The sequence below is a fragment of the Candidatus Colwellia aromaticivorans genome, assembly GCF_003333305.1.
GTDB lineage: Bacteria > Pseudomonadota > Gammaproteobacteria > Enterobacterales > Alteromonadaceae > Colwellia > Colwellia aromaticivorans.
This window is the reverse complement of record NZ_QOLD01000006.1, coordinates 1-23579: the sequence shown is the minus strand read 5'-3', so window position 1 is coordinate 23579 and position 23579 is coordinate 1. Positions and strand designations below refer to the sequence as shown.

The window sequence follows — 23579 nt, the reverse complement described above, 5'->3', positions numbered from 1 at the left end:
GGTAAGTAACGTCGTCGAATACTTGCTCTATTGGGATAAATAAAGCCTATTCGATCCATTTGGTATAGGTAGATTTTATTGAAAAACCCTCATAGTCTTGTTAGGTTTCACTACCGCCATTATATAATGAAGTTCACAGCCATTATATCTACAATAACCGTTTCTGATATTTCGTTAAGAGCGTATTCTGAAGATGAATGAATATCACCATTTTTGTTACCCAGCGCTATGCTAATAACGTTAGGCTTATCATCATGGATAAGAAAAACTATCTTCTTGTCTAGCGCAATACAGTCAATTGTGATTGCATCAGCTTTTATACCTTGATTGCGCAAGTTCTTATCCATTATGCCTATTACAGTATCGATATTATCAAACTTGCTATAGAACATGTCATTTGCCTTAGCGACAATCTCTGACAAGTTTTTTAGTGTATTTTTCATTTTTGCACCTTACAGATTATGAAGACTAAATACGGAAATTTAATTGTGCTATGAAATTAATGGATAGGCGAGTGTTATTCATTTAATAGTTCCGCCTTTAAAAATAAGGCCTATTAATACAATTAGGCCTTACTGATAACGCTAAATAATGGTCATTAAAATAAAAAGTTAAGACCAACATTAAAACCATTGTCTATTTTTAAATCACTACCAGATTCTTGATTTGCTTTTATATTACGGTAGTTAATGTAAATAGCGCCATTTTTTAATACTTTATAACTCGCTGTTATGGTTAGGTCTGTTAAATAATCTAAATCATCTGTTAACATAGGACTAGGTGCATAATAAACTGAACCATGTAATTCAAATTTTTCATTCATTGGTATTTTATAATTAAGTTCACCACCGAGCGCTAAGCCTTGAATGTCCTGGTCAAAAAAACTGATATAGTAAGCTTTTCCACCCAAAGCTACTTCAAGGTTTTTATTTTGTTCTAAAACCCCTGTAACCAAACCTTTGAATGAATATAAATGAAGGTCATCGGCATGCAACATTGCTACTGAAAATTCATTATCTTGTGTAAAGTTTTTTGAACCCACTTCAACGCTAAATACATCGTTACCAATATCAATTGCTAAATTTTTTGCATGGCTGTGTAAAGTTGTAATGGTTAGTAAGCTTACGATAAATAATGCTATTTTTTTCATAATAATTCCTTTCTGAAAAATCCTTTATAATAAAGATTGACGTCAATTTAGTTTTTATAATGGAAAACGATCTAAATGACCTACCGAGTCTTTTACTGTCTAAACAATGGCTCGGATGTTAAACGCTTTTCTTCAATAATCAAATGAAAATATTTGATTATTTGCATGGTAGCTCTTTTTTAAAGCAATATAGCTTCCTAGATGAAAATAAACTAATGAATGCGCACTTTGTTGTATTTACAATGTTAATAGTTAGCATTGTAAATACATAACTCCAAGAGTCTCGTATTGCTCAACTTCGTAATATTGCTATTCCCCTTTGGCAGGCCAAGCCTTTTATTTCAGGCAATAAAAAAGCCTTAACAAAGTAAGGCTTTATTCTGAGAAAGGGGTCATTTACTTATAATAACTTAGACACGTTTCTACTTCGTTTTTAGAGCCCATAATAACTTCAACTCTTTGGTGAATGCTACTTGGCTCTATGTCCATAATACGACCTTTACTAGTCATAGCTAAAGCACCGGCTTGTTCTAGAAGAAATGCCATAGGGTTGGCTTCATACATTAAACGCAATTTATAAGGTTGTTCTGCGTTTTTGCTGTCGGTAGGGTAGGTGAATATACCACCACGACATAAAACACGGTGAATATCGCCAACCATTGCTGCAATCCAACGCATATTAAAGTTTTTATTACGTGGTCCCGTGTCACCAGCAATTAAGTCGCTGATGTAATTCTTCATTGGTGTTTGCCAGAAACGTTGGTTTGACATGTTAACAGCAAACTCTTGCGTATCAACGGGCACTTGTACGTTACGTTCAGCTAATAAATATCCACCGTGTGTTCTATCTAGTACGTAAAAATGTGTGCCGCTGCCAGTAGTCATAACCAACATGGTTGCAGGGCCATATAATACATAACCAGCACAAACTTGTTTATGTCCAGCTTGTTTGAACATATCAGAGTCATCAGCAGCCATATCTTTTGGTGCTTCATGGATAGAAAAAATAGTACCAATAAGTGAGTTAATGTCGATGTTTGAGCTGCCGTCTAACGGGTCAAATGAAACAATGTACTTACCATCATCATTGCCCGCTACTGAGGTGTCTTCTTCTTCAGATGAAATGGCTTTAACAAAACCTGACTCAAGTAAAATATCTTTAAATAATTCGTTAGCAACCACGTCTAATTTTTTTTGTACTTCACCTTGGATATTTTCATCTAAGGTTGACCCCATTAAATCACCTAAATGTGCTTGGCTAACGCGAAAAGAAATTTCTTTGGTAGCTGCTAAAATGGTTTTGATTAATGAAATAAGATCTAGTGCTACATTGTCTTGACGTAAAGCGGGAGCTAATCGTTGCATTGGGTTACCTAATTGCTTTAAAGTTATTTATACACTTTATAATATAAGTTAATAGTAGCTATTAATGGAGTGCGTACTTGTTAATAGCGCTTTATTACTTGAACCTGAAAGTATTTAATCATTATTTATGTCGTGATTTCTCTATTTTCATCTTAATTATAACAAGTTTATGTCATCTTTCAGAAGCTTTAATCCGATAAATTTAGTTAAATTGATGGGAAAAAGGTGTTTTTGGTCTGCTGTTCGCTATTCGACCGGTTTAGTTTTACTCAACAGACCCTAAGATACCTAAATCACTTATTGCTAGTTGATTATTTATTGCTAAAGAATCGTGGTAGTAAGCTAAACTTTGTTAGTAATACTAAATTTCCCAGTAAGATAAAACTTAAACCAACAACTGTGTATTCACTCCAATGAAAGCCTTCAACGAGTGTAGAGATTAATACGGCAATAGCAGGAAAGAGAATATTAGCATAAGAGGTTTTGTGCGCGCCTATACGAGTCATTAAAGTTAAATAACAACCAAACGCGATTACTGAACCAAACAGTGATAAATACACTAATGAACTTACATAGGCTATTTCAAAAGAAAAGCTAAATTGTTTACCTTGAAAAATCACTGCTAAACCGGTGAACATTGCGCCGTATAACATTCCCCACGCATTTGCTGGCATGATAGGCACATTATTTTTTTGATTTTTAATCGATAGCATATTACCTATTGAGGCTGAAAAAGAGCCAAGTAAACATAAGCCTAACCCCAAAAATGTAGCTGCACCGATTGTTATATCGGTTAATTGAGGCCAAAAAAGTGTGACTATCCCGAATAAACCAAAAGCACCGCCAACATATACTTGCGTGGTGATTTTAGTTTTATAAAAAATCCTAGTGTTGACTATATTCATTATCATCAAGGTCGAAAAGGCAATACAGGTTAATGCTGAATTGATGTGTTGTTGAGCTGAATAAAGTAATAAGTAATTTAGTCCAAACAAACAAATGCCAAAAGCGGCGAATAAACCATGTTGTTTCAGAGAAAATAGCATCGGTAACTGCTTTATTTTAGCAAACAAGAACAAAATAAAAGCGGCAAGAGCAAAGCGATAGGTGATAGAAGCTTCTAGAGCAACATCGCCTAGTTGATAATTAATGGCAATCCAGGTTGATCCCCAAATCAAAACGGTGATCAAATATAAAAAATGATTGTTCATTAACGCTGTTGCTCCTTTTTATTGAATATCAAAAGATGAGATGACAGTGTAACTATAACTTGGTTTAATAACATGTACAGAACAATGAAAATGTAATAAAACATTGGGAAATTAGTGTTTGAATATTTAGTGAAACACTTATGCTACGAGCGCAATAACAAATTAGAAGAGCAATTATAAAATGACTCCTAACATGAATAACCCCAATAGCATTTCATTTAAATTATTATTGCCCTTGTTAGCGTCAATTATGGCTTTGTCACCGTTAGCCATTGATATGTATTTACCGGCAATGCCTATTTTGGCTGAGTATCTAGCCACAGATATGCCTATGGTACAAAACAGTCTAAGTATTTACTTATTTGGTTATGCTTTAGGATTAGTGTTATTTGGCCCAATGGCTGATAAATATTCACGTCGAAAAATGGTGGTATTTGGCATCAGTGGTTTTTTATTAGCAAGTTTTTTACTCCCCTTTGTTAGTAACATTGAGCAATTTTTATCACTGCGTTTTGGTCAAGCATTTATTAGTAGTGCCGCAACGGTTGTTGTTCCAAGTGCTATTCGAGAATATTATAAAAAAGACACTGCCAAGGGGCTATCGTATGTCTCTATGATTATGATGTTAGCGCCGATGATTGCCCCAAGTATTGGGAGTATATTATTAATAGCGCACAGTTGGCAGATGATTTTTTATGTGTTGTCATTGTATAGTGTGGCGATATTGTTATTGGTAGTAAAATATTTGCCTGAAGTGGCTAGAAATAACACTGTACCAGATAAACAAATTAGCTTTTTAACTCGCTATAAAATTGTTTTTTCAAATAATGAAGCACGATTAGATATGATCAGTTCTATGATGGCATCTCTGGCTTTTTTTGCTTATCTCACGGCAGTTCCTTTTGTGTACTTAACTGTATTTAAAGTGTCAGAATTTAACTTTAGTATACTGTTTGGTATTAATGTGCTGGCATTAATTACATCGCAGTTTATTAATACGCGTTTAGTTGCGCGTAAGGGCTCAAGAAAAATGCTAGCTTACGGTTTAACCTGCGCACTGATTATGGGGTTAACATTATTAGTGGTCAATTACCTTTCATTACCGCTTGTTTATACTGTTATATCTATCTTGCCTTTAATGGGGGGGATTTCCATGGTGTCGGTTAACTTAGATGCCTTAGTTATCACTAAATTTCCAGAGCACTCAGGTACGGCAACCGCTGTGTTAGGTACGTTACGCTTTGGTATTGGCGCTCTGGCCGGGCCAATATTAGCTTACTTTTATGATGGTAGTGCTTTTCCTTTTGCAGTATTAATGTTCTCTGCTGTATTGGTGGTGCTAATATGTCAGATTATAATTAGCATGAATGAAAATGTTAAGATCAATGAGAACAAATTATCCTAAAGGGGTTAGCATGAAAAAAGTAGCAGTAATTTTAAGTGGCTGTGGTGTTTATGATGGCAGTGAAATTCATGAGGCAGTATTAACGTTGTTAGCCATAGAACAAAATGGTGCAAGTTATCGTTGTTTTGCTCCGAATATTGCTCAACACCATGTTATTAATCATTTAACGGGTGAAGTCAGCGAAAATGAAACGCGTAATGTATTGGTTGAGTCGGCTCGCATTGCCCGTGGTGATGTTGAAGATTTATGCGAGTTACGCGAACAAGATTTTGATGCCTTGATTGTCCCTGGTGGCTTTGGAGCAGCGAAAAATTTATGTAACTTTGCGCTTGATGCCGAAAACTATAAAGTGAATGAGCAAGTCTTAACGACTTGTCAGGCTTTTGCTAAAGCAGATAAACCCGCAGGTTATATGTGCATTGCGCCGACGATGTTGCCATTAATTTATCCTAAAGGTGTGCAGGGAACAATTGGCACCGATTCAGATACGGCGGCATTAATAGAAGCGAAAGGATTAGTGCATAATAATTGCAGTGTTGAAGGTGTGGTTATCGATCAAGCCCATAAATTAGTGTCTACGCCTGCTTATATGTTGGCAACATCATTAACTGAAGCGTCATCTGGTATTAATAAATTGGTTAAAAATGTTCTGGCATTAGTTGAATGATATTTAGCCTGATAAAAAGTAGCAAAATTTTTTCTGTTACTTTTTATTTTATCACTATTTGTTTTTTAACCTTGAGTGCTTGTTACGCATTGCCTAGTAAAGAGATGCCTAATAAAAATGTGTCCAATAATATGTCGAATAAGAATAAAGCAAATAATTTTATGACTAAAGCGTTTAAATCTACAACACAACTTTCTGATTTTGAAAGGTTAGTTGCGACAAAAATGGCGTTAGATATTCGTTATTTTTGCTCCAGTAACTCGTCTAATAAACCAGAGGCAACTGAGCAATGCTTAAAGCCCGTGACCAAATTACCACAAGCATTAGCTGACATGGTTACTGTATCGGGTATCGGTAGTGTTGTGCTTTTTACTGAAAATTTGGCAACAACCAAACAAATAATTCAGCTAACCCATGATTTACAAAAGGCTGCAGTGCAATCTCCGTCAGGACAGCCATTAATTATTTCTATCGATCAAGAAGGCGGTAGGGTTGTGCGTTTACCTCATGCTACTTCGTTTGCTGGCAATATGGCAATCGGTGCTACTTATGTAGATCATAGCGTTACGTTTGCTTCACAAACAAGCACCGTTATTGCAAAAGAATTGAGCGCGTTAGGCATTAATAATAACTATGCACCTGTGGTTGATGTGAATACCAATGCAGCTAACCCAGTAATAAATACTCGCTCTTTTGGTGAAAATCCGCAGCGAGTGGCCGAGTTAGGCGTCGCTGCAGTTAATGGTTTTCAACAAAATGGCGTTATGGCAACCTTAAAACATTTTCCCGGACACGGTGATACCCATGTTGATAGCCATTTAGGTTTACCGCTCGTCGCCCATGATCTTGCTACCATAGAAAAGCAAGATTTAGCCCCTTTTCAGTGGGCAATTAAGCACAGCTCACCGGCTATGATTATGACTGCCCATATTCAATATCCGGCCTTAGATGATTCAACGGTAGTGAATAACGCAGGCGAATATATTGTTAGACCAGCCACCATGTCACGTAAAATATTAACTGACTTATTAAGAGAAAAAATGGGTTTTGAAGGTATTATTGCTACAGACGCCCTTGATATGGCGGGTATTACCCATTATTTTGATAAAGTTACCGCCGTGGTTGAAACCTTTGTTGCAGGCGCTGATTTAGCTGTGATGCCTTTTAAAATAAGAAAGGTTGAAGATATTGATAAATTTTATCAATTTATCAAAGACGTTGCGCAAAGGTTAAAACAAAAAAGCCACAATAATAAATTGTTATCAGCAGAATTAACGCAATCAATCGCGAGAATAAATCATTACAAAGCGCAATATTGTCAACTACCTAAAACCTCGGTTGCTAAGCAGATCACGTTAGCTGAGCAACTAATAGCTCAACCGGAACATTTATCCCTTGAGCAGAGCTTAGCTAATAATGCTGTGGTTCAGTTAACGGCTAAACAAAGTATATTACCCGTTAATGTTGCCGAGATTAATCGTATTCATTTGTTTGTGTTAAATTGGCAAGAGTTTGGTGCGTTAAAACACGCCATTATTAATCAATGGCAAAGTGTTGGTAAAGTGGTTCCAGAAGTTAGCGCAACGGTTGTGGCACAAGGTGATACGCAAGCACAATTACAAAGCGGCGAAAAGTTAGCGAAGGCAGATTTAGTGATTGCAACGGTTGACACTAAGGTAGCGAGTGCCATAACTAGTGTAGTAGACACCGGAGGTGTAGAGGATCTGTTAACTCAAATTACGTCTATGGAAAATAAACAATATAAAGTCGGTTACGGGCTGTTACTCAGTTCTCAGTTACAACAAGCACAAAAGCAAAAAGTACCTAGTGTGTTAATTGCAAAAGGCTCTCCGTATTTACTGCACCCTTATATTGATTTAGCAGGCACGATTTTGGTAACTTTTGATGATCATATTTATCAACATAGAGACGAACAATCCAATAAAGAACAAGCGCATAGTTCAGGTTATACCACCAGTATGGCGATTATTTCTGGTAAGCAAAAAGCACTAGGGATATTGCCAGTTAGCCTCAAGTAACTACATAGACATGTAAAAAAATGTGCCTTGATTATGAATCGCTCAGACTTCCTGAAACAAGCATCTTCAAGTGGAGCGGGTATAAATTCTCGGTGAAGTTATAAAAGTGTAAGCAGTATGAATAAAATCAAGAGAAAAATGTGTAAATGAAATAGTCGAATGGAGGTTTTTTTGGATAAAGAAAACCCCGTAAACAGACGTTTACGGGGTTAAAATACTAAAATATTTAGGAGATTAGTTTAATAAAAAGTATCTTCTCTATTATGTACTTGGGGATCTTCGATAATTTCCTCAAACTCGACTTCAAAATTATTATTGTTGCAGGTATCTGCTAAATAGATTGTACGGGTTGAACCATCGATCCAAGTTACAGTGCCGCTACCTTTTTTACTGCCACACCTCATACCAATATGAATATCATTAAATTCCATAGTTCCTCCTTTCATTATCAATACTAGACGTAATTACTTAGAGTGCTCATTGTTGCATTAGTTCATTTTTTATACAAAGATTGATTGGTGCAACAGAAAAAACACCAAGTTTTTTATTCTTTGAGTAACTTGAGTCGTGTGGGTATAGAATGTTTACTAGTACCATTTACGGAAAATATGCTGTGCCAAGGGTGCAACTTTTTCTAGCCCCTGTAACTGCAGGCATACTGCTTAATAACTTTTTGTCATAAGCAAATGCTAGCCAAGCAAAAGCGACTGCTTCTAATTGATCGCCATCAATACCTTTTTGACTAGTAAGTAAGAGTTCGTACTTATTACTTTTTGATTGTGACTCTGATTCTAATTGTTGATTTATTAAATTTTTCAATGTGTTGTTGTGGGCGCCGCCGCCACAAAGGTAAACCTTAGTGATATTAGAATTATCAGTGCTATGCTGTTTAATCGCATTGACTATGGTTATTGCAGTAAAAGCGGTAAGTGTTGCTTGAACATCTTGATTTCTAATTGGCTTAATGTTGCTTAGTTGTTTTTTTAACCATGATAAATGGAAGTATTCTCGACCTGTACTTTTAGGTGGCGCTAGCTGAAAATAATCATCAGACAGTAATTGCCTTAATAAATCATCGTTTATTTTCCCCTTTGCCGCCCAATCACCATTTTTATCATAGTGAGTATGGCTATTGGAGTTGTGCAACCGAAACCAATCATCCATTAAAGCATTACCTGTACCGGTATCATAGCCGATGACATTTAATTTATTCATTGCAGGAAGAAAAGTGAGATTAGCAATACCGCCAATGTTAACCACAAAAACATCACTGGCATTTTTTATTAAGCTTTGATCAATAGCACTTTCAGTAACAAAACTATTACTAACAACACTTTCACTAAAGATGGTTTGATGAAAGGCCGGCACTAAGGGAGCACCCTGGCCACCAAATGCCATATCTTTACGCCTAAACTGACCAATAACGCGAATATTAGTTAAGGTTGCTAACGTTTGACAGCAACCAATTTGTAAGGTGAAAGGATGTTTTACTCGTGGTCGGTGACGAATAGTTTGTCCGTGGCTACCGATGGCAACAATATCATCACAGCTTAGTTGCTCTTGGACTAAAAAGGCACTAATGGCCTTGGCAAAAAGGTGTGCCAATTCTACATCTAACTCAAAAGCACGATCTATTTCATTATTATTAGGGTTATTATTTTCAGCGCAGTACAAGGCGATAATTTTAGCGGCAGTTTGATCACTATAGGCTTGATAATAACTAGCATGGTGTTCAAGTTTATTATCTTCATCAAAAGTAACTAAGGCTAGATCTATGCCATCGGCACTGGTACCAGACATTAAGCCAAGGTAAGAGCTTTTCTTCTTTGCCGAATTTATCTGCATATCAATCATCACTTTGTTGTGTGCTTTCTTCTTTAGTTATTCTAGAAAATATGGCATTTTTAGAGCCAACTAACGTGTCTATGCGTTTTTTAGCAAGTGCTGAAAATTCTGTTTTATATTTTTTGGCTATCGGTTTGGCATCAGGAAGTTTGACTGTTCTGGGGTTGCGATGTACACCATTAAGGAGGAATTCATAATGTAAGTGAGGACCAGCGGCTAAGCCGGTTGCTCCAACTTTGCCAATGAGTTGTCCCTGTTTCACTCGTTGACCTTTTTTAACTGCGCGTTTTGAAAAATGTAAATATTTAGTCACAATGCCATTGCCATGCTGAATAAATACATAATTTCCATTGTATTTGTTATAGGTTGAGTGGGTGACTTTACCATTACCTGCAGCGACTACAGGTGTACCTGTTTTAGCCGCGTAATCAACGCCTCTATGAGCCTTCCAGCGCTTTTGTACTGGATGAAAGCGTTTACGTTTAAAGTTTGAACTAATATATTTAAAACTAACGGGTGCACGTAAAAAAGCTTTACGCATGCTTTTACCATCGGGCGTGTAGTATTCGTCATCAGTAAAGCGCACTGCTTGAAAAGGCTCGTCTTGATTAATAAACTCCGCGGCGAGAATATTACCTGACCCTATATATTCTCCTTCGATATATTTTTTTTCATAAATCATGTGAAAGCTATCACCAGCGCGAAGATCTAAAGCAAAATCAATGTCCCAACCAAAAATATTAGCAAAAGTGATAATTTGCGCGTCAGTTAAACCGGCAGTAGTACCCGCATTCCAAAAACTTGAACTGATAGTGCCATGAGCGAATGCTTGACGAATTTCAACGGTTTTAGATTCTTTATGTGATTGAAATTTATCACCAACAAGGTTGATATATAAGGTATCTATTTTGGATAATGGGTATTCCAACGCGGTTACTTGATTTTCGTCATTACTTGCTATGCGCAAAGTATCGCCAACATTAATTTTCATTAGTAATTTACTATCTTTGCCTTGAGCAGTACTTACCGCGTAAGTTTCTTGCGCACTAAAACCTAAACGTTTAAATATTCTTGCTAATGAATCGCCACTACGTACTTTTGCCGTTTGCCAAGACATATTATTTTGCTGCTGTGAGTTAACCGTATTCACTATAGCGCTAGGAGATGGCTCATCAGGCATAGTGGTGTCTTTAATAGGAATAGACGGTATTTTTATTGGGCTATCAGTGATTGAACCACTGGCTTGTTGAGGCATCGCAACCTGGTAGCGCTTACCTAATTCGAAGCCCTCACTACTAGCATCTTTTGAGGTTAGTTCTTGCTCGGTTGGTAATATCATCAAGAGTAATAAAAATACACTGATGGACATAATGATCAAGCGATGTTTTTTGGGAAGGCGCATAAACATATCGCGCAAACTCAGCAGTATTCCTTGCAGGCTTTTTAATTGACGTTGTATTATTTGTTGTTTATTCACGGAGATATTTATTTATTAGATGGTAACTGAAATACGATAACTGTCGTTAATTGCTCTGCACTATATCAAAGTTTTTATAAAAGATTTATAAAAATAAGGCCACAATTGCTTTTATTCTTTTATGTAGCGGATAAAGTGAGTAGAATTCGGCTATTGAAATGAATATAGACCTATACTCATGATACTTCAAAATGCCTATTTCAGGGCTATTGAGGATTTTGAAGTAACATGAATATCACAAGTGGAGCTAGAAATGACCGATGTTAGTCAAGCGTTTGCAGAGTTGAAACGCGGTGCGGAAGAAATATTAGTAGAAGATGAGCTTTTAGCAAAGTTAAAAACAGGTAAACCATTAAAAATTAAGGCTGGTTTTGATCCTACTGCGCCAGACTTACATCTTGGTCATACAGTATTAATTAATAAATTACGTCAGTTTCAGTTACAAGGTCATGAAGTTATCTTCTTAATTGGTGACTTTACTGGCATGATTGGTGATCCAACGGGTAAAAACGTTACTCGCAAGGCACTCACTAAAGAAGATGTTTTAGCCAATGCGGAAACGTATAAAGAGCAAGTATTTAAAATTCTAGATCCGGCAAAAACAACGGTTGCCTTTAACTCCACTTGGATGGAAAAATTAGGCGCTGCGGGCATGTTACAGCTTGCTTCTCGTCAAACTGTTGCTCGTATGATGGAACGTGATGATTTTAAAAAACGTTACGCTAATGGCCAGGCCATCGCAATTCATGAATTTATGTATCCGTTAGTACAAGGTTGGGATTCTGTCGCGCTTGAAGCCGATGTAGAGTTAGGTGGCACCGATCAAAAATTTAATTTATTAATGGGTCGTGAATTACAAAAAAGCGAAGGCCAGCGCCCGCAAACTGTACTAATGATGCCATTACTTGAAGGTTTAGACGGTGTGCAGAAAATGTCGAAATCTTTAGGTAATTATATTGGTATTACGGATAGCCCTTCAGATATGTTCGGTAAAATCATGTCGATTTCTGATGTATTAATGTGGCGTTATTACGAATTACTTAGCTTTAAGCCTTTGGCAGAAATTAAAGGCTATAAAACCGAGATTGAAAACGGCAAAAACCCACGTGATGTGAAAATAGATTTAGCGAAAGAGCTTATTGCCCGTTTTCATGATGAAGCAGCTGCAACAGCGGCTCATCAAGAATTTATTAATCGCTTTCAAAAAGGTGCGATGCCTGATGAAATGCCAGAGTTTGAACTTAACCCTGAAAGTGGTGAAATAGCCATTGCTAACTTATTAAAAGAAGCGGGCTTAGTCGGTAGTACTTCAGATGCATACCGAATGATCAAACAAGGCGCAGCCAAAATTGATGGTGAAAAAATTACCGACAAAGGCTTAACAATCATTAGTGGGAGTAAAGCAGTATACCAAGTGGGTAAACGCAAATTTGCTCGAGTTAGTGTTAACTAAAAACTAGTCAATTAATCAATGCAAATTTCTTTAAGGTATTGAACGAATCATTGATAGTTTTCTAATAGGTTACAGCAGTTGTTGTAGCCTATTTTTTTGTCTGCCTGAAAGTAAAAGAAAATCTCATCAGCTAAAAGAGGCCTTGTAACACTAATAAATATCGCGAAAGTAACGAAATATTTTACTGGGTATTATTGCTAGAGATAAACCTGTCTATTAAATCCATATAAAAAATAGGGTTATATCGTTATGTTCTTATTAATCTTTTTTCGTTATTATTTTTTGATCTATATCATATCGGCTAAATATCATCAGCGTACACTGTGACATATTGTCGCAGTGTGTAATTTTGATTGCCCACTAGTTCTCTATTAAGAAGTGGATGCTTGATGTTTTTCTTTCCCGTTAAAAGTCTATTGAAAAAGGTGCTTAGCTTATTAGGCCCTATATGTATGCTTTCTCTGGCAATTACCTTTCCCGCTCAAGCGCTATTTGTTAGTCCGCCTAAAGATCCAATGCCACTGATAAAAGAGATCTTTACAGAGCAAACTCATATTTCCGAAAAAGTGGTTGCCAAAGAAGGTGCGCCGTTAATTTGGACCATTTATGGAGAAAAAGAAGGTAAGGAAGTCGTTTTAGGTTATGCCTTTGAAACAAATGACTTAGCAAGAATTCCTGCTTATTCAGGTGAGCCAGTAAACATGCTAGTGGCTATTGACACCAAAGGTATTTACTTAGGCGCTAAGGTGCTTGAGCATCATGAACCTATTATTTTAGCAGGTATTCCCGAGAGTAAATTACACGCCTTTACGGAGCAATATAACGGCTTAAGTGCAGATGATCGATTAAAAGTTGGTGGAAATAAAACCGAGGGTGTTATACACATTGATGGTCTTTCGGGTGCAACGGTTACCGTAATGGTAATGAACGTCGCTATTGTAAAAGCGGCAAAATTAGTCGCGCGTTCACTTGGTATTATTAGTACAACTCAACAAGCTATTCAGCCTATGGGTACTATTTATCCTGATGTGTATGAAAAAGCAGATTGGACAACGCTTACGGGTAATGGCGCCATTCGAAAATTATATCTCAATAGAAAAACAGTTGATGACGCTTTTGTTGATACAGATGCCGAGCATGTTGATGAAGCTGCAGCAGAACAAAAGCAGGATATGTTTGCTGAAGTTTACTTTGCGCAAGTTAATATTCCCTCTGTAGGACGTAACTTATTAGGCGACAGTGAATATGAATACTTATTATCTACATTAAAGCCGGGCGAGCACGCGATGATTTTAATGGGCAAAGGTTATTCATTTAAAGGCTCTGGTTATGTGCGTGGCGCCATTTTTGATCGCATTCAAATATTGCAAAACGAGAATGCTTTTGCTTTTAGAGATTTAGATCATAGTCGTGTGCCTGATATTTATATTGATGGCGCGCCAACGTTTAAAGAACGGTCTATCTTTATTGTCCGTGAACATCATGAATTTAATCCCGCTTCAGACTGGCAGTTAGAATTATTAGTTCGCCGTCAAACAGGTCCTTTAGAGAGTATATTCACCAGTTTTAAAGCTGATTATCACACCTTAGATAACTACGTAGACCGTCCACCACTCATTATGCCTGAGCCTGAATTATCTTTAGCGCAGCAAGTGTGGAAAGAGAAAGAGGTAGAAGTAATTATTCTGATTATTTTGCTTGTTCTGGTTGTGATGAGTTTATTCTTTCAAGATGTTTTAGTTCGTCACCCAACCTTTATGCACAATTTCCGTCATTTGTTCTTAATTGTCACCGTAGTCTTTATCGGTTGGTCATGGGGTGGTCAGTTGTCAGTGGTCAATGTATTTACCTTCTTGCAAGCCTTTATGTCTGATTTTTCTTGGGATTTGTTTTTACTGGACCCTGTTATCTTTATTTTATGGGGAGCTGCAGCAGTAACAATGATCTTATGGGGCCGTGCCGTTTATTGTGGTTGGTTGTGCCCATTTGGTGCGCTGCAAGAGCTGATGAATATTTTCGCTCGTTATATCAAAATTCCACAATTTGAATTACCTTGGGCTGTACATGAACGTTTGTGGGCAATTAAATATCTAATTTTATTAGCCTTATTTGGTTTATCAATGGAATCTCTAGCCCTTGCAGAGCAGTTTGCTGAAGTTGAACCATTTAAAACAACGTTCCTGTTGAAGTTTGACCGTGAATGGCCATTTGTTTTATATGCATCAGTATTACTGATTATCAATATTTTTAATCGTAAGTTTTTCTGTCGCTACTTATGTCCATTAGGCGCAGCGTTATCAACCAGTAATAGTGTTCGATTATTTAGCTGGTTACGTCGTCGTCCAGAATGTGGTCAGCCTTGTAAAACGTGTGCGAAAGAATGTGAAATTCAGGCAATAGATCCAGATGGTGTTATTAACATGCGTGAATGCCATTACTGTCTTGATTGTCAGGTAACTTATTTTAATGAAGAGAAGTGCCCGCCACTTAAAAAGTTGGCACGTAAGAAAGCCAAGTACAAAGAAACAGAAATAAAGGTAAAAGAAGTCGCGTAACTTGTATATAGAAAAATATGTATTTTAAGAAAATAAACTAATTTAAAAAAGCAAAGTGGAGAAAAGCAATGAGTAATGAAGATCAAGAAAATAATGAAGTCGCATTAGATAATGTAGACCGCAGAAAGTTTTTCGGGAAAACGGCACTCATTGGTGCTGGAGTAGTAGCTGCCCCGATGACTGCTGCTATGTTTGCTTCTACAGCGCAAGCACAGAGAAAAGAAATGGCAATGAGTCCAGTGGTTCATCCGGGTGAATTAGATGAATACTATGGCTTCTGGTCAGGTGGTCATTCTGGTGAAGTTCGTATTATGGGTATTCCATCAATGCGTGAGTTAATGCGTATTCCGGTATTTAATACCGATTCAGCAACGGGCTGGGGCTTAACTGAAGAGTCTAAGCGAATTAAAGGCGATAGTGCTGATATCATGATGGGTGACTCGCATCATCCTCATATGAGCATGACCGACGGTAGTTACAACGGTAAATACGTTTTCATTAATGATAAAGCTAACTCTCGTGTTGCTCGTATTCGCTGTGACATCATGAAGTGTGACAAAATGCTTACGGTACCAAACGTACAAGCAGTGCATGGTTTACGGGTACAGAAAGCGCCATACACTAAATATGTTGTTTGTAATGGTGAATTTGAAATTCCGATGAATAACGATGGTAAAGACGGCATGAGAGATGTCAATACTTACCGTTCGTTATACAATGTTATTGATGCCGAGACCATGGAAATGGCTTTTCAGGTAATGGTTGACGGTAACTTAGATAATACTGATGCAGATTTTGATGGCAAATACTTCGCTTCTACTTGTTACAACTCAGAAATGGGTATGAACTTAGGCGATATGATCTCCGCAGAACGCGATCACGTTGTTATCTTTAGTTTAGCCGCTTGTGAAGCAGCAGTAAAAGCAGGTAAATTTAAAACGTATAATGGTAGTGATGTACCTGTTTTAGACGGTCGTAAAGGCTCTGAATTAACCCGTTATATTCCTGTACCTAAATCACCTCATGGTTTGAATACGTCGCCAGAAGGTAAATACTTCATGGCAAATGGTAAATTATCACCAACAGTAACCGTTATTTCTATTGCTAAATTAGATGATTTATTTGCTAACAAAATTAAACCTCGTGACACTGTGGTAGCAGAGCCAGAGCTAGGTTTAGGTCCTCTTCATACGGCTTTTGATGGCCGCGGTAATGCTTACACTACATTATTCCTAGATAGCCAAGTTGCTAAATGGAATGTTGAAGATGCCATTAAAGCTTACAATGGTGAAAAAGTTAATTATATACGTCAAAAACTAGATGTGCATTATCAACCAGGCCATAACCATACCACACAAGGTGAATCACGTGATGCTGATGGTAAATGGTTAGTTGTTCTATGTAAGTTCTCTAAAGATAGATTCTTACCTACTGGACCACTTAAACCAGAAAATGATCAATTAATTGATATTTCTGGTGATGAAATGAAGCTTGTTCATGATGGCCCAACATTTGCTGAACCGCATGACTGTATTATGGTACACCGTAGTAAACTTAAGCCTAAGAAAGTTTATACTCGTGATGATGCTACGTTTGCTGAAACGTTAGCAATAGCTAAGCGCGATGGTGTTGATACCATGAGTGATAACAAGGTCATTCGTGACGGCAATAAAGTTCGTGTTTATATGACATCTGTTGCACCTACTTATGGTATGGAATCGTTTGACGTTAAGTTAGGTAACGAAGTAACGGTTATCATAACTAACCTTGACCAAGTAGAAGATGTAACTCATGGTTTCTGTATGACTAACCATGGTGTTCAAATGGAAATTGGTCCTCAACAGACTGCTTCTATTACCTTTACGGCCAACAAGCCAGGCGTACAGTGGTATTACTGTAACTGGTTCTGTCATGCTTTGCATATGGAAATGCGCGGTCGTATGTTTGTTACAGCATAAATTCGTCATGAACATAATTTATGCTGCATTGTCATCAATATTTGCCCAATCACTTAGCTATTTATTTATAGCTAAAGGCTTTAATAAGCTCAGGGGCTCATATTTTGACGGCTTTGTCTAAATCCTGTTCATTTAGAATAGGTTTTAGTTAAAAACGGTTAGTATGAATTTTAAAAGCTCAATATCGCAAGATATTGAGCTTTTTTGTAAATGATTTTCGTTGACTTTTTTATTTAAGATCAACAGACAAATAGTTTACAATGTTATCCTATTATCATATTAAAACTCAGTGATGAATTTTCCTTGTTATTCATGAATAAAAAACAACCTTTGCTGCTAATACTACTCATTTTTATGTGTAGCTGTAGCCAACATATATTTGCAAAAGAGTTTGCTGTAGTTGCTACTGATGATCTACAAAAAATTATTGACGCGAGCCAAGATGGCGATACCCTTACGTTGAGTGCAGGTGAATACTTTGGCAACTTCGTTATTACCAAACAAATTACTTTACGTGGTAGTAGTGAGGGTGGCGAAAAAGGTAGCATAATTGATGCGCAGGGCAACGGACATGCACTTGTGCTAAAAAACTCTCATATTACTATAGATAACCTAAATATTATCAATTGGGGGCATGATCTTACTGAGCAAAGTTCAGGTATTTATTCTAATGAGAAAGTTGGCTCAAATTCAGATAAGAAAAGAGCAGTTGGTTTAGTTATTTCAAATAATACCTTATCAGGAGATGGTTTTGGTATTTGGTTAAACCATGTCACCAAGGCAAAAATTTTCAATAATAAAGTTGAAGGAAACTTAACATTACGCTCTGCTGATAGAGGTAATGGTATTCAAGTCGCGAATGTAACTCATAGCCATGTTTTTAATAATGAAACTCATAAAACGCGTGATGGTATTTATGTGATTTCTAGTCAAAATAATCTGATAGAAGAAAATACCATGCATCATTTGCGCTATGGTATTCACTATATGTATTCTTATGATAATACCGTGAAAAACAATACCGCCTACAGCACACGGGCGGGTTATGCATTAATGAGTTCTCGTCGTTTAACTATCACCGGTAATAAAACTACCGACAGTGAAGATTATGGTTTTTTATTGAATTTTATTACCCAATCAACCTTTACCAATAATCATGTTAAGAACGTATGGACTAAACCGGAAAATAAGGTGCTAGGTCGCGATGGCAAAGGTTTATTTGTTTATAACTCTGGTTATAACACGTTAGAAAATAACATTGTTGATACCGCTGAAATAGGTATTCATTTAACTGCTGGTTCTGAAAATATTAAAATTCACGGCAATAGTTTTATTAATAACCCTACGCAAGTGAAATATGTTTCAAATAAAAAGCAAGAATGGAGTAAGGATGGCCGCGGTAATTACTGGAGTAATTATTTAGGTTGGGATATGAATAATGACGGTATTGGCGATGCTATTTTTGAACCCAATGATGGTATTGATAAATTAGTGTGGCAGTACCCTGAAATGAAAATGATCATGGATAGCCCGGCTATTTTAATTTTACGTTGGGTGCAAAAACAGTTTCCGGTATTAAAGCCGCCAGGTGTTAAAGATAGCTATCCGTTAATGACCCCCCACTTTTCTCAAGATAACGCTAGTAAAAAACAAGTATCGTTAGCTAGCAACCCAAAGATAGAGTCCTTGCAGGAAGATAAATTATGAATACCCCATTAGTCTCATTAGTTGAGGCAGGTAAAACTTATGGTCAATTAGACGTATTAAGCGCTATGACTATGTCGTTAAATGAAGGCGAAGTGCTCGGTTTGTTTGGTCATAATGGTGCAGGGAAAACCACCATGATGAAGCTAATCCTAGGTGTTATTTCACCAGATAAAGGCAAAGTTGAAGTCATGGGGATGGCTCCTGACTCAAAAGAAGCGTGGCATGCTCGTAGCAAAGTAGGGTATTTACCTGAAAATGTGAGTTTTTATGAACAGTTAACTGGCTTAGAAGTACTGACTTATTTTGCCAAACTAAAAGGTTTTAGTAAAAAGCAGGCAATAGATTTATTAGAGCAAGTAGGTATAACCTATGCGATGAAGCGGCAAGTGAAAACGTATTCAAAAGGTATGCGTCAACGCCTTGGTTTAGCGCAAGCCTTTATTGGCGAGCCGAAATTATTATTACTTGATGAACCAACCGTTGGTCTTGATCCTATTGCAACAAGAGACTTTTATAAAACGGTTGATGAACTTAAATCCAATGGCTCAAGTGTTATTTTGTGCTCCCATGTTTTACCGGGAGTAGAGCAACATATTGACCGTGCGATGATTTTATCTTCTGGAAAGTTATTAGCGATGGGAACGTTAAGTGAATTGCGTCAACAAGCCGCGTTGCCAGTTATTATTAAACCTTCTGGCTTAAATGGCGCAGTGGCACAAGATAGTAAATTAAACGCTTTTTTAACTAAAAATTGTCAACAGACCTTAATGGTGCCAGAGCAAGATAAATTGGCGGTATTAAAACAACTTCTTAACCTAGACGGGCTTGACGATATTCATGTTGAGTCGGCAAATTTAGAACAAGTATATCAACATTTTCTTGAGCAGCATGAGCTTGATTTACAGCAAAAAACTCAAGGAGAGCAGAACTAATGAAACAAATTTTAACGGTTGCCAATAAAGAATTTCATGATGGCTTAAGAAATCGCTGGTTAGTATCAATTACCCTCATTTTTGCCTTGTTATCTGTTGGTTTAACTTATTTTGGCGCAGCGGCATCCGGTGCGGTTGGTGTTACTTCACTTTCAACCACCGTGGCCAGTTTAGCTAGTTTAGCGGTATTCCTCATTCCGCTAATTGCTTTGTTACTCAGTTACGACAGTTTTGTTGGTGAACAAGAAAGTGGAACTTTGTTGTTACTGCTCACTTACCCCTTAAGTAAAAGCCAATTGTTATTAGGTAAATTTATTGGGCAAGGTGGTATTATTGCCCTTGCAACCTTACTTGGTTTTGGCGCCTCTGCGGTGTTGTTATATTTCCAGTTAGGGGATACTGAAATTTTTAGTGCCTTTGGCTTGTTTATTATCAGCGCGATATTATTGGGGTTAAGCTTTACAGCTATTTCCTATTTGATTAGCCTCTCGGTGAGTGAAAAATCTAAAGCAGCCGGTTTTGCGTTGATCACTTGGTTTTTGTTTGCGCTTGCATTTGATTTAGCATTGCTCGCTTTATTAGTTGGTGTTGAAGATGGTGTTACTCAACAGGGCTTAACGCAGTTGATGATGCTAAATCCGACCGATATTTTTAGATTAGTTAACCTTTCAGGGCTAGATAGCAGTGATGTAAATGGCGCATTAGCGGTTGCCATCAATGCCAGTTTATCGCAAGTTCAGTTAATATCTGCCCTGGTTGCTTGGGTAATTTTACCGTTAACTTTAGCCATTTTTATATTCAAGAAAAAGACCCTTTAACCTATATCGATTACTTCACTTGGTATTATTTACGAGAAAATTTACAATGAAACCCTATAAACTACTAGCCATCATTACTGTACTTACAATCGCCGTTACTTCGTTAATGTCGTGCTCTGATAACGCGGAACAAGAGCAAATGCTACATAAAGCAGTCGCAATGGAGTCTGCGGATGAATGTCATTTATGTGGCATGTTAATTACCCGTTTTGATGGTCCTAAAGGCGAAGTGTTTCGTAAAGAAACAGCAGACAAGGTTTTTAAATTTTGCTCAACGCGTGATATGTTTAGCTACTATTTAGATCCAGAAAATAAACGCAATGTTGCGCAAATGCTCGTACACGATATGAGTAAAATGCCTTGGGGCAGTGACAGTATTGATGACAAGTATTTTATTGATGCTAAAACAGCGTGGTATGTTGCCGGCTCAGAAAAAACGGGTGCTATGGGCGAAACCTTAGCCAGCTTTAGCCAGCAACATGATGCGCAAGCATTTGCTAAAGAGTTTGGTGGCAAAGTATTAAGCTTTGCTGACATTAACTATGATGCCTTAATGTAGATCTACTTTGCTTTATCCCCAAGACGTTTCTAATTCCAGCCAAATCCTGCATTTTGAAGTAACTTGAGTATATTGTTAATAAAGAACTTGCTAGTCTAGGGTGAGTTCTTTTATTTTATAACCTTAATATTCCATGCTTAAAATCCATTCTATAACCCTGTTATGTGTCCTGCTGAATGCCTGTTCAAGTAATCATAAAGTTGGGGTTGTTTATCATGACCGTTTTGATTTTTCACAGGTGAAAAGTTACAGTTTATATAATCGTAATTCTCCTTTTACAGACAGTCAAAGTCTCATTGATACACGTAGAAATGCAATTGAACTTGCGATAGAACGTAATATGAGTATTAATAAATTTAACTATGCTGAGCTAGAACAAGCTGATGTAATTGTGACTTATTATTTACTTAATGGAAATTCCACTGAATACGCTAAATACAATGACGTTGTACGGTTTTGTGTTCAATGTCTGCGTGCTAATGCTTGGCAAACTACTAACCAATATTCAAATATTGCCAAAGGAAGCTTGATTTTAGACTTAGTTGATCCGAAAAATAAGCGTTCAGTTTGGCGTAGTGCATATCCGTTAGATATTGACGTTAAAGACAATAGCGCAAAGCTAAATGAAAAAATCCAACAAGCAGTAAGTTTAATGTTGGCGCTTTACCCTAAAAGTACAATACTAATGAATTAGTTGTTATGTGTGCATTGTTGTAGCAGCTCTACCATTGGTATAAGGCCATTTTAATAGATCACCTATGTTTATTTGATTGGACTAAATTAATCAAAAAACTTTTCAAGGTGTTCTCCACTGTTTATAATGCACATATTAAGCAAGCAATTTAAATCAAGCCGAGAAAAAGCGTATATGAACTTTCCTTCTGATGAAACTGGCCAAGTGTTAACAGAAATGCAGCAAGCAGGTATTGATCTTAGCATCTCTCATGATGTGGTTTTTTTTCATTTGTTTGAGCAGCAAACTCAAGCGCAAGCAATGGCAGATTTTGTTACGCAAAATATAGCCAATGTTAAAGTGAGTGTGCATGCCGATGAAACGCCCAATGTTTGGGATGTTGACTGCACTGTACAAATGGTACCAAGCCATGAAGCGGTCGTGAAACAAGAGGCTGATTTTGAGCAACTGGCAACCAAATTTTCTGGTTATAATGATGGTTGGGGTATAGAAGCTTAAACGATTGTTTTTGCGATACTTGATCAAAATTTATGTTGTCTTTTACCCTCAAAAAATACAAAGTATATTTAACTATTGCTGCTGAATCTATTGTGCTTTCTCTGTGTCCACGCCATGGTAGTTTATTTAATAAATTACGTCGTTTTTTTAGTATTGCTATTGTTAGAAATGCCGGGGCTACTGTTAATTTAACAGGGGTTATTGATGATGATACTGATATTTTAATTGTTAACCACCAAACCATGACTGATATTTTTGTATTAGAGGAAGTTATCGGTAACGATGTGCGCTTTGTTGGTAGAACTGGAATAATGGATAAATGGCCTATTTCTCGCATCGTTAGTAGAGTGGGGCATATTACGGTAGATCAACAAGACAGAAGGGCAATCATTAAGTTGCTAAAAGATGTTCGTGCTTGTAAAGGTAAAAAGGTGATCATATTTCCTGAAGGCACTCGTTCACAATCAGGTAAAATTGAGAATTTTGAACCAGGCACTAAAGTGTTAGTCGAAAAATTAAACCTCAAAGCGCAACCTGTGGTCATTAAAAATATTTTATCTATTTATAATGAATCAAAACGTACAGCAAAAAGTGGTGTTATTGAAATCGAAGCCTTACCTGTGGTGTGTGTAAAAGAAGGATGGTATGAAAAAGCTCATGAAGATATGAAAAGGGTTTTTGAACAGTAGTTTTAAAAATATCAGGTAATTGCTTTTCAAACAATAATTTCAGTGCATGACTGGCGGTTACTTGTTGTTTCCTACAGCTTGAAATATAACTTCTTAGTAAACAAAACATTTGAGCGCCGTTCATCTTTCTAAAACACCCTGATATCTGTTGATGTATTTTCGTCATACGAATATCATTTTCACCTTGATTGTTGGTACTCTGTCACCACTTTACTGATGTCTATATTAACAACCTGTCGCTTAATGACCCCTACATCACGATATTTACCTTGAGGTAGACCCTTTCGGTCAACAAAAATAACGTTAACGGCATCGGGCGTGTCTGTTTGGATAAGGGTATAGACCTTCTTGTCCACCTGGTTTCTTATCTGATTTTTCTTTGTTTTGTTTTTTACGATTTGATCTGGTTTAATGGCATTTGACACTTTGATAAAGGATAATATCCTAGTTAATCGAGGTGTTTATGAATCAAAAACGACAATACAAAACTTACACGAAAGCATTTAAAGAAGAAGCTGTAGCTTTAATTATCGATCAAGGTTACACAGTTCCTGATG

At 37.0% G+C, this 23579-nt stretch carries 21 protein-coding genes and 1 pseudogene; 13 read left to right on the top strand and 9 right to left on the bottom strand.

Features of this window, described 5'->3' with window-relative positions:
- Positions 1–119: 119 nt before the first annotated feature.
- The 4 genes from DWA31_RS01080 to DWA31_RS01065 all read right to left on the bottom strand — a co-directional run bounded on the left by DWA31_RS01080 (position 120) and on the right by DWA31_RS01065 (position 3726).
- Entirely contained in the window at positions 120–443 is a 324-nt protein-coding gene (locus tag DWA31_RS01080) for a hypothetical protein (protein WP_114324836.1), read from the bottom strand.
- Positions 444–598: 155 nt separating this feature from the next.
- Complete coding sequence (locus DWA31_RS01075) at positions 599–1150, bottom strand: YfaZ family outer membrane protein (protein WP_114324835.1); 552 nt, start codon at positions 1148–1150, stop codon at positions 599–601.
- 396 nt (positions 1151–1546) lie between these two features.
- A complete protein-coding gene (locus tag DWA31_RS01070; RefSeq protein ID WP_114324834.1) occupies positions 1547–2515 on the bottom strand; it encodes a class 1 fructose-bisphosphatase in 969 nt (322 codons plus the stop codon).
- A 311-nt stretch (positions 2516–2826) separates the two neighbouring features.
- Positions 2827–3726 (bottom strand): DMT family transporter, encoded by a 900-nt coding sequence (locus DWA31_RS01065; protein WP_114324833.1) that lies wholly within the window; start codon positions 3724–3726, stop codon positions 2827–2829.
- Between the two features lie 193 nt (positions 3727–3919).
- Between DWA31_RS01065 and DWA31_RS01060 the strand changes: the two genes are divergently transcribed.
- The 3 genes from DWA31_RS01060 (at position 3920) to DWA31_RS01050 (ending at position 7837) form a co-directional block, all read left to right on the top strand.
- Entirely contained in the window at positions 3920–5131 is a 1212-nt protein-coding gene (locus DWA31_RS01060) for a multidrug effflux MFS transporter (RefSeq protein ID WP_245942418.1), read from the top strand.
- Between the two features lie 10 nt (positions 5132–5141).
- Complete coding sequence (gene elbB / locus DWA31_RS01055) at positions 5142–5798, top strand: isoprenoid biosynthesis glyoxalase ElbB (RefSeq protein ID WP_114324831.1); 657 nt, start codon at positions 5142–5144, stop codon at positions 5796–5798.
- Positions 5799–5959: 161 nt separating this feature from the next.
- A complete protein-coding gene (locus DWA31_RS01050; RefSeq protein WP_168427261.1) occupies positions 5960–7837 on the top strand; it encodes a glycoside hydrolase family 3 N-terminal domain-containing protein in 1878 nt (625 codons plus the stop codon).
- A 239-nt stretch (positions 7838–8076) separates the two neighbouring features.
- On the opposite strand, the gene DWA31_RS01045 is transcribed toward DWA31_RS01050, so the two are convergent.
- From DWA31_RS01045 to DWA31_RS01035, 3 genes are all read right to left on the bottom strand, one after another.
- Positions 8077–8268 (bottom strand): hypothetical protein, encoded by a 192-nt coding sequence (locus DWA31_RS01045; protein ID WP_114324829.1) that lies wholly within the window; start codon positions 8266–8268, stop codon positions 8077–8079.
- Between the two features lie 166 nt (positions 8269–8434).
- Positions 8435–9682, bottom strand: coding sequence for an anhydro-N-acetylmuramic acid kinase (locus DWA31_RS01040; RefSeq protein ID WP_114324851.1), 1248 nt, complete (start codon positions 9680–9682; stop codon positions 8435–8437).
- Position 9683: 1 nt separating this feature from the next.
- Positions 9684–11159, bottom strand: coding sequence for an OapA family protein (locus DWA31_RS01035; RefSeq protein WP_342766942.1), 1476 nt, complete (start codon positions 11157–11159; stop codon positions 9684–9686).
- A gap of 253 nt (positions 11160–11412) precedes the next feature.
- Here DWA31_RS01035 and tyrS point away from each other — a divergent pair, with 253 nt between their 5' ends.
- The 10 genes from tyrS to DWA31_RS00985 all read left to right on the top strand — a co-directional run bounded on the left by tyrS (position 11413) and on the right by DWA31_RS00985 (position 23022).
- On the top strand, positions 11413–12612 hold the full coding sequence (tyrS, locus tag DWA31_RS01030) for a tyrosine--tRNA ligase (protein WP_114324827.1): 1200 nt from the start codon (positions 11413–11415) through the stop codon (positions 12610–12612).
- 452 nt (positions 12613–13064) lie between these two features.
- The gene (nosR, locus tag DWA31_RS01025) at positions 13065–15167 is read left to right on the top strand and encodes a transcriptional regulator NosR (protein ID WP_245942417.1); all 2103 of its coding nucleotides are present in this window, start codon (positions 13065–13067) and stop codon (positions 15165–15167) included.
- Positions 15168–15235: 68 nt separating this feature from the next.
- Positions 15236–17125, top strand: coding sequence for a TAT-dependent nitrous-oxide reductase (nosZ, locus tag DWA31_RS01020; RefSeq protein WP_114324825.1), 1890 nt, complete (start codon positions 15236–15238; stop codon positions 17123–17125).
- Between the two features lie 312 nt (positions 17126–17437).
- The gene (locus tag DWA31_RS01015) at positions 17438–18832 is read left to right on the top strand and encodes a nitrous oxide reductase family maturation protein NosD (protein WP_114324824.1); all 1395 of its coding nucleotides are present in this window, start codon (positions 17438–17440) and stop codon (positions 18830–18832) included.
- The gene (locus tag DWA31_RS01010) at positions 18829–19764 is read left to right on the top strand and encodes an ABC transporter ATP-binding protein (protein ID WP_114324823.1); all 936 of its coding nucleotides are present in this window, start codon (positions 18829–18831) and stop codon (positions 19762–19764) included. The genes DWA31_RS01015 and DWA31_RS01010 overlap by 4 nt, the downstream gene beginning before the upstream one ends.
- Complete coding sequence (locus tag DWA31_RS01005; protein WP_114324822.1) at positions 19764–20582, top strand: ABC transporter permease; 819 nt, start codon at positions 19764–19766, stop codon at positions 20580–20582. Before DWA31_RS01010 ends, DWA31_RS01005 begins: the two co-directional genes overlap by 1 nt.
- Positions 20583–20628: 46 nt before the next feature.
- On the top strand, positions 20629–21141 hold the full coding sequence (locus DWA31_RS01000) for a nitrous oxide reductase accessory protein NosL (protein WP_114324821.1): 513 nt from the start codon (positions 20629–20631) through the stop codon (positions 21139–21141).
- Positions 21142–21274: 133 nt separating this feature from the next.
- On the top strand, positions 21275–21835 hold the full coding sequence (locus DWA31_RS00995) for a DUF4136 domain-containing protein (RefSeq protein WP_114324820.1): 561 nt from the start codon (positions 21275–21277) through the stop codon (positions 21833–21835).
- 174 nt (positions 21836–22009) lie between these two features.
- Positions 22010–22333 carry a ribonuclease E inhibitor RraB gene (locus tag DWA31_RS00990; RefSeq protein WP_114324850.1) on the top strand — a complete coding sequence of 108 codons (324 nt, stop codon included), beginning with the start codon at positions 22010–22012 and terminating at the stop codon, positions 22331–22333.
- A 32-nt stretch (positions 22334–22365) separates the two neighbouring features.
- Positions 22366–23022, top strand: a complete 657-nt coding sequence (locus DWA31_RS00985) for a lysophospholipid acyltransferase family protein (protein ID WP_114324819.1) — start codon at positions 22366–22368, stop codon at positions 23020–23022.
- Between the two features lie 10 nt (positions 23023–23032).
- Here the strand turns inward: DWA31_RS00985 and DWA31_RS17810 are convergent.
- Together DWA31_RS17810 and DWA31_RS17080 are read right to left on the bottom strand one after the other, a co-directional pair.
- Positions 23033–23218 (bottom strand): annotated as a pseudogene (locus DWA31_RS17810) (IS66 family transposase); the annotation flags it as partial.
- Positions 23202–23378, bottom strand: a complete 177-nt coding sequence (locus DWA31_RS17080) for a hypothetical protein (RefSeq protein ID WP_168427260.1) — start codon at positions 23376–23378, stop codon at positions 23202–23204. The pseudogene DWA31_RS17810 and the gene DWA31_RS17080, both read right to left, overlap by 17 nt.
- Positions 23379–23579: the final 201 nt, after the last annotated feature.

Coding starts and splice junctions, on each gene's coding strand:
- DWA31_RS01075 (WP_114324835.1), bottom strand. CDS start 1,150: ATGAAAAAAATAGCATTATTTATCGTAAGCTTACTAACCATTACAACT.
- DWA31_RS01015 (WP_114324824.1), top strand. CDS start 17,438: ATGAATAAAAAACAACCTTTGCTGCTAATACTACTCATTTTTATGTGT.
- DWA31_RS00995 (WP_114324820.1), top strand. CDS start 21,275: ATGCTTAAAATCCATTCTATAACCCTGTTATGTGTCCTGCTGAATGCC.
- tyrS (WP_114324827.1), top strand. CDS start 11,413: ATGACCGATGTTAGTCAAGCGTTTGCAGAGTTGAAACGCGGTGCGGAA.
- nosR (WP_245942417.1), top strand. CDS start 13,065: ATGCTTTCTCTGGCAATTACCTTTCCCGCTCAAGCGCTATTTGTTAGT.
- DWA31_RS01005 (WP_114324822.1), top strand. CDS start 19,764: ATGAAACAAATTTTAACGGTTGCCAATAAAGAATTTCATGATGGCTTA.
- DWA31_RS01060 (WP_245942418.1), top strand. CDS start 3,920: ATGAATAACCCCAATAGCATTTCATTTAAATTATTATTGCCCTTGTTA.
- DWA31_RS00985 (WP_114324819.1), top strand. CDS start 22,366: ATGTTGTCTTTTACCCTCAAAAAATACAAAGTATATTTAACTATTGCT.
- DWA31_RS01070 (WP_114324834.1), bottom strand. CDS start 2,515: ATGCAACGATTAGCTCCCGCTTTACGTCAAGACAATGTAGCACTAGAT.
- DWA31_RS01040 (WP_114324851.1), bottom strand. CDS start 9,682: ATGCAGATAAATTCGGCAAAGAAGAAAAGCTCTTACCTTGGCTTAATG.
- DWA31_RS01080 (WP_114324836.1), bottom strand. CDS start 443: ATGAAAAATACACTAAAAAACTTGTCAGAGATTGTCGCTAAGGCAAAT.
- DWA31_RS00990 (WP_114324850.1), top strand. CDS start 22,010: ATGAACTTTCCTTCTGATGAAACTGGCCAAGTGTTAACAGAAATGCAG.
- nosZ (WP_114324825.1), top strand. CDS start 15,236: ATGAGTAATGAAGATCAAGAAAATAATGAAGTCGCATTAGATAATGTA.
- DWA31_RS01045 (WP_114324829.1), bottom strand. CDS start 8,268: ATGGAATTTAATGATATTCATATTGGTATGAGGTGTGGCAGTAAAAAA.
- DWA31_RS01065 (WP_114324833.1), bottom strand. CDS start 3,726: ATGAACAATCATTTTTTATATTTGATCACCGTTTTGATTTGGGGATCA.
- DWA31_RS01050 (WP_168427261.1), top strand. CDS start 5,960: ATGACTAAAGCGTTTAAATCTACAACACAACTTTCTGATTTTGAAAGG.
- elbB (WP_114324831.1), top strand. CDS start 5,142: ATGAAAAAAGTAGCAGTAATTTTAAGTGGCTGTGGTGTTTATGATGGC.
- DWA31_RS01000 (WP_114324821.1), top strand. CDS start 20,629: ATGAAACCCTATAAACTACTAGCCATCATTACTGTACTTACAATCGCC.
- DWA31_RS01010 (WP_114324823.1), top strand. CDS start 18,829: ATGAATACCCCATTAGTCTCATTAGTTGAGGCAGGTAAAACTTATGGT.